Raw genomic sequence first — 6,093 nt, 5'->3', positions numbered from 1 at the left:
CGGAGCGGAATAGAGCGCGACGAGATTGCGCTCGGCAAAACCGGCCGAGGCACGATTGCGCGCGGCAAAACCCACCGAAACGGAAGCAAATTTTAAATTTCTTCCGCGGATAGAATTTGAGCGGACATCCGCATCTTGAAATTTGAAATTTCTTTTGAGGTAGGGAGCGGGAGCGAAATTTACCTTACCGCCGGGCGCTGTGTTTTTTGCGCGCTCGCACGCCTGATTTGAGATAAAATTTAAAGCGGGTTTTAAATTAAAATTTTCCGCGAGCTCCGAGATAGAATTTTTCATAAATTTAAAGTAAAATTTCGCCGAGATTTTAGTGCGGTCGCGCCTATCTGATCGTCTTTATGGCGTTTAAAATCGCGCCCGAGTTTTTGCGAAACTCCCTTTCGTTTTTACTTAAAAAATCGAAGCTTTCGTTGATGAAGGCGCTGCTAAATTCGCTACTAAAATCGTCTCCAGGCTCGCGTCCGACGGCACTTTTAAAGCTTTTAGCAAAGCTCGCGTCGGCTCCTAGTTCGCGTGCCAAAGGGCGAATGATTTCGTAAATTTCATCAAAGGCATTGGTGCGCAGATAGTGGCTGAATAGCACCTCGCCGCTCATTACTGCCTTGGTATCGGCTTCGGACATATCTTTTATTTTAGCGAGTACGAGCTTTTTGATCGGCTCTACGGCAAGACTTAGCTTCTTGCTCGCCAGCCTTTGCATATTCTGCACGGCGATGCTTTTTTTGCCCGCGCGCTCGGTAATGTAGCTAGGCAGATCGAGCTCGTAATCCTGCACGCCAGTGCGTTCGTATTCATTTGCGGCACGCTCTATCAAAGTGCTTAGTGAGTTTTTAAAATTTTCGCTATCGCCCGCGCCCGCACTAAGCATCACGTCTAGTCCCTTTACGGCGACCTCTTCCCAGCTAGCAGTCGCAAATAGCGGCAATAAACAAAAGATTAATTTTTTAAGCAAAGTTTTTCCCTAATTAAAGATTGATTATTTTATTTCGAAAATTTTAATGTATAATCAACGCTTTTATAATACCAAAAGGGCTAAATATGGAGCTTTTACTCATCGCTTTCGCGCTTGCGATGGACAGCGTCGCGCTTAGTATCTCAAACGGCGCGAAATATCCGAATTTTAAATTTGCGCAGATCGCGCGCATCGCGTTTTTCTACGCGGCGGCTCAGTTCATAATGCCGCTTGCGAGCTATGCTTTGGGGATAAATTTCGTAAAATTTATCGCGCAAATCGATCACTTCGTCGCGTTTGGAATTTTATCGTTTTTAGGCGTTAAGATGATCGCGGAATCCCGCCGCGAGCAGGACGAGCCAGATCTTCGCCTAAGCACGAAGGAGCTGGTGCTGGGTGCGATCGCTACCAGCATCGATGCTATGGCCGTGGGCGTGACCTTTGCCTTTGGCGAGATAAACATCCTCTACGCCTGTTGCGTAATCGGGCTCGTCTGCTTCGCGCTGTGCGTCGCGGCGTGCTACGCAGGCAAGCTAACGGGCGAATATCTGCACTCAAAGGCACTCGTTTTAGGCGGCGTGATTTTGATACTAATCGGGGTTAAAATTTTACTCTCGCACCTCGGCGTTATCGATATTTAGCGGCTTTTAAGCGCCGCTTTGCGATAATTTTTAAAACTAATCCGCAGGAGCAAAAATGAAAAATTTAATAAATTTAAGCAGCGGTGACCGCCTAAATTTGCGCGTAGAGGGCAAAATTTTACTCAGCGAGAGCGTCAAAAACGGCAAAACGAGGCAGACGCAAAAGGAGTTTGCTAGCACGGACGAAGCGCAAAAAGCCTGCGCGAAAAAGGAGTGGGAGAGCCTGAAAAAAGGCTACGCCATGCAAAACAGCTACGCGAAAGCGGGCGAAGCGAGTTTGCACGTCTACATCGGCGGCGGATACACGGGCGCGCTAGCCTTTGCGGGCGCAGAAGGCGAGCTTTTCGTCTATAAATGCGGCGGCTACAAAGATGGAGGCGCGCTGGATGATTTTCTCATCAGGCTAGACGCGAGCGGCGCCGTAAAGCAGCAGACCCTCTTGCCAAAGCCGCTTGCATGGCAGGCGGAGCGCGCGGGCGAAATTTTGTTTTTGGATCTGGATCATTTTATCTTTAAATTTGACCCGGCGAGCGGCGAATTTAGCGATCTCTCTCAAGGGTTAAGCTTTAAAAACAGCAAAGAATTTACGAGTTTCGTTTGCGCTGCGAAAGATACGGCGGCGTTTGCGATGTTCGGTCAAATTTTTACTCTGTGCGACGGCGAGATTTCGCCTCTGGCCGAATACAAATCCGAAATGAAAAGCTACACGCCGATCCTTTGCGCCGCACTCGACGCTGACGGTACGCGACTTGCGCTTCATTGCAAGCAAAACGAGATCAAAATTTTAAGCACGCTAAGCGGCGAAATTTTAAATGAAATAAAAGGCAATTTCGGCATTTTTGATAAAATTTGCTTTTTGGCGGACGGCTCGGTGTTAGGCAAGGAGCGCTACGCGGGCAATCTAGTTTGCCTCTATACCGCAAACGGCGAGCGGCTAAATCCCGCTTGGCTGCGAGACGAATGCGCCGAGGCGGACGAGCTTTGCATTAGCGCGGACGGTTCGAGGCTGACGTTAATAAAGTACGACAAAGCCCGCATCATCGATCTAAAAAGCGGGGATTCGCGGCTTAGCTTTGAGCTCTCGCACGTCGTGAAGCGCTGCGAGGCGAAATTTGAGCGCATAAATGGCGAGGAATTTTTAGCCGTGCGCACCGACTACGGCTGCTTTAGCCTATATCGCGTTTAAATTCTACCGAGCCCGCTTATAGGCCCGATTAAAAGATATTTTTGCGGCTTTAAAGCGCGCATGGCTTGCATACATCGCACAACTTTGGTTTTTTAAAATCTTACCGCGATGTTGCCGCTTTATTTCGATGTATCGCGACTTTACGTTAAGAAAATGCAGATTTGCACGAAAATATTAAAATTTTAAGCGCATAGTTCTACGCCCGAACTCACGCCGTGCCGCACGCTACAAAATCATAAAATTTCAAAATTTAAAAGCGAAATTTCATAAAAGCGGTCGCCTTAAATTTAAATCCGTCGCCTAGGAATTCTAAATTAACTCAAATTTCAAAATTTACAAAGGCTCTCTATTTTTTGCCCACCAGAAGCTTTGAGCTGCCTAGCATCAGCCATTTGGCTTCGCGCGGGCCCATAAAAAGCCCCTGAGTTGTATCTATAAGCTCGAGCTGCTCGTAGCCCTGCTCCTTAAGTCGTGCGATGAAAGCGTCCATGTCGCCGTAGTTTCCGCGCGAAAAAAGATCATGGATTGCGAAGCTGCCGCTCTTTTTAAGCACGCGGAGCGTCTCTAAAAGCAGCTCCTGGCGGTCCTTGCGCATGATGTTGTGATATACGTAGTTGCTTGTAACCGCATCGAAGCTGCCGTCCTCAAAGGGCAGCTGCGTGGCGTCGGCTTGCTCAAAGCTAGTGTTTTGCACCCCTTCGGCGCGCGCGTTGGATTCGCACAGCTGCTTGTTAAAAGACGCGTACTCAAAGCCCCAGCGATCGACGCCTAGCACCGATGCCTGCGGGTTGCGCTTAGCGACGGCGATCGTTAGCGCGCCGCTGCCGCAGCCTACGTCTAGCCCCCGCCCGCCCTCGGGCAGATCCACGTATTTCGCCGTGCCCTCTACGATCGCGCGAGAGAGCTGACGCTTGCCGCCGTAATCAAACGCGCGGTACCACACGACGCAGTAGATCGTAAAGCCGATCAAAACCAGCGCCGCGGCGCCGAAAAGCCCAGCAAGAAACCACCTCAGCACGCCGCCAACAAAAGCGCCGCAAACGCCGAAAATCAAAAATAAAACTAGCGCTACGCCCGCACCCGCGGCAAAGCCCGCGATCATGCCCTTAGGCACCCAGTTTTTATAGTCCGGTTTCATCTTCGCTCCTTTTATTAAATTTAATCCCGCGGCGGCAAAGCGCGCTGCGGCGAAATTTTAAATTCCGCCCATAAATTTTAAATTTCGCAGCTCAAACCTCGCTTAAATTTAAACGCACGCTAATAGGTGTATTTAAACTCCGCGTAATAGTTGCGCCCTGGAGCCGGAGTATAGATGTCCGAGCGTAAATTTTGGTTGTAATTATACTCCTCGTCAAAGACGTTTTTGACTCCCGCGCTTATCAAAAATCCGCTTGCGAAGCGGTACGCAGCGCCCAGATCCACGATCGTGCGCGAATCGATCCTATCGTGGTTGGCGTCGTGCGATGATGAGAAATATTTAAAATCGCTCATCAGCGTTAAATTTCTAATCGGCTCGTAATCGACGCCCAAAACGAACTTTGAGCGCTCCACCAGCGGAACCTGCTTGCCCTTATTCGCGCCGGATTGGATCTTGGCGTCCACGTATGAAAAGGTCTCGCTAAGCTTTAAATTTGAAAGCAGACTTTGCTCCGCATACAGCTCCACGCCCTTGCGGCGCGTCTCGTCGATATTGATGAAATGCCAACCGCTATTAAAGCCGCTACCGAGTAGCTCGTTTACGATCTCGTTTTTCGTATCGGTCCAAAACAGCGTCGCGCTTACGTATTGCCCATAGATTAGATCCTTCATGCCGATCTCGTAGGTTTTAAAGATTTCGGATTTGAGGTTATTAAGCACGTAAGGGCCGCTAGAACTTAGCTTATCGATGAGCTGATTAGGACCCGGCGAGATATAGCCTCGCTCAAATTTAAAATAGACATTGCCGTCTTTAGAATATTTAAAATTCGGCGTGATCTCAAACGCATAGTTGTTTTTATCGTCCGTTACGTGTGTGCTGTCTTGAGTGTGAAAGATGCGCCCCATCCTACGCATCGTCGTAGAGACCTCGCGATCTACTTTGTATTCGGCGCGCTCAAAACGCCCGCCAGCACTAAGTGAAAATAGCTCCGTGAAGTCGTGCTTTTCTAAGGCATAAACCGAGTGCGTCTGTTTTTGCATATCAAAGATCGTAAGTTGTGAAAGGCTCATCATGGGATTCATCGGAGTGGTAAAGTCAATCTTGCGGAAGCCCTTATTTTTAAGATAATCATATCCCGCTATGAGCTCGTCGTTATCATAGGTAAGCTTGCCCTTTAAATTCGCCCCTTCTTTGCGATCTTTCATCACAAAGCCCTTTTGCAAAATTCTAATATCTTGATAATAAGGCTGTAAATTTGCTTCAAATCTATCGCCAAATTTCACCGCATAATCCAAGTCAAAATTTAGTCGCGTGCTTTTGGTAAAGGTCCTCTCGCCTCCCTGCTGGCGGCGATCCACTTTAAGTTTGGCAAGTCCTAAACTCGGCACATCATGCGTCCTAGCGCGATAAAAGCTCGGATTAAAAGAGAGGCTTTGATCATCTGAAATTTTATAATTTAGTCCAAATGATGTATAGTAACCTCGCTCTCTTTCGCCCTTGCGGTATCCATGCTGATCAAAGCCCTTTATCGCGGTCTTTAGAAATAGATTTTCGCTCACATTCCCGCCTGCGCCGAAATTTAGATCTTTATAATTATACGACGCGATCTTGGTCGAGATATTGGCGTATGGGTATTTTGCGCCCTTTTTCGTGATGATATTTATCACGCCGCCGCTGGTGCCGCTGCCGTAAAGCACGCTACCGCCGCCGGGGATGATCTCCACGCGCTCAATATCTTCGATCGGAACTAGATCGATCGGGATGGGCGTCGGCGTCGTGTCGATCATATTGAGCGCGACTCCGTTAAGAAGAACCTTGACGGAGGTATTTGCCTTCTGGCCCTGTCCGCGCAGATCGACCGTATCGCCGTGAAAGCTAACCCCCGGCGCCTTTTCTAAAATTTCGCGCAGATCGCGGTAGCCGCGGTTTTCCATATCCTCCGCGGTGATGACCGAGACGTTGCGAACCTCGTTTTTAAGCATATCTTCAAAGCCCGTCGCGGTAACTACGATGGTGCCCAGCTTCGTGGAGTTCGCGCCGGAAGCGTTTTTAGGAGCTGCGGAATTTACCGCCCCTGCGCTAGGCGCGCCGATATTTACGGACGTAGCGTTGTTTTCGGCTCCGTTTAGTTGTAAGGCGGCGCACAAACTTAGCGCGATCG

The 6,093-nt window shown here is 49.0% G+C and carries 5 protein-coding genes; 2 read left to right on the top strand and 3 right to left on the bottom strand.

Going from position 1 to position 6,093, the window contains the following annotated elements:
* Positions 1-337 precede the first annotated feature (337 nt).
* Entirely contained in the window at positions 338-967 is a 630-nt protein-coding gene (locus Q0620_RS01495; protein WP_298782922.1) for a hypothetical protein, read from the bottom strand.
* 86 nt (positions 968-1,053) lie between these two features.
* On the opposite strand from Q0620_RS01495, the gene Q0620_RS01490 reads away from it, so the two are divergent.
* Positions 1,054-1,608, top strand: a complete 555-nt coding sequence (locus Q0620_RS01490; protein WP_298782921.1) for a manganese efflux pump MntP family protein — start codon at positions 1,054-1,056, stop codon at positions 1,606-1,608.
* A gap of 55 nt (positions 1,609-1,663) precedes the next feature.
* Positions 1,664-2,794 carry a hypothetical protein gene (locus Q0620_RS01485; protein WP_298782920.1) on the top strand — a complete coding sequence of 377 codons (1,131 nt, stop codon included), beginning with the start codon at positions 1,664-1,666 and terminating at the stop codon, positions 2,792-2,794.
* Between the two features lie 346 nt (positions 2,795-3,140).
* Here the strand turns inward: Q0620_RS01485 and Q0620_RS01480 are convergent, their stop codons facing one another.
* A complete protein-coding gene (locus tag Q0620_RS01480; RefSeq protein ID WP_298782919.1) occupies positions 3,141-3,932 on the bottom strand; it encodes a class I SAM-dependent methyltransferase in 792 nt (263 codons plus the stop codon).
* A gap of 119 nt (positions 3,933-4,051) precedes the next feature.
* Positions 4,052-6,093, bottom strand: a 2,042-nt coding sequence (locus Q0620_RS01475) for a TonB-dependent receptor (RefSeq protein ID WP_366125016.1), incomplete at its 5' end; no start/stop codon positions are given.

The sequence above is a fragment of the uncultured Campylobacter sp. genome, assembly GCF_938017615.1.
In the GTDB taxonomy this organism is placed as follows: Bacteria; Campylobacterota; Campylobacteria; order Campylobacterales; family Campylobacteraceae; genus Campylobacter_B.
Note: the sequence above shows the minus strand (reverse complement) of the source record. Positions and strands in the feature narration are given on the sequence as shown.

What these genes read in the sequence shown, in the direction of transcription:
- Q0620_RS01490 (WP_298782921.1), top strand. Translation starts at nt 1,054, where the DNA reads ATGGAGCTTTTACTCATCGCTTTCGCGCTTGCGATGGACAGCGTCGCG.
- Q0620_RS01485 (WP_298782920.1), top strand. Translation starts at nt 1,664, where the DNA reads ATGAAAAATTTAATAAATTTAAGCAGCGGTGACCGCCTAAATTTGCGC.
- Q0620_RS01480 (WP_298782919.1), bottom strand. Translation starts at nt 3,932, where the DNA reads ATGAAACCGGACTATAAAAACTGGGTGCCTAAGGGCATGATCGCGGGC.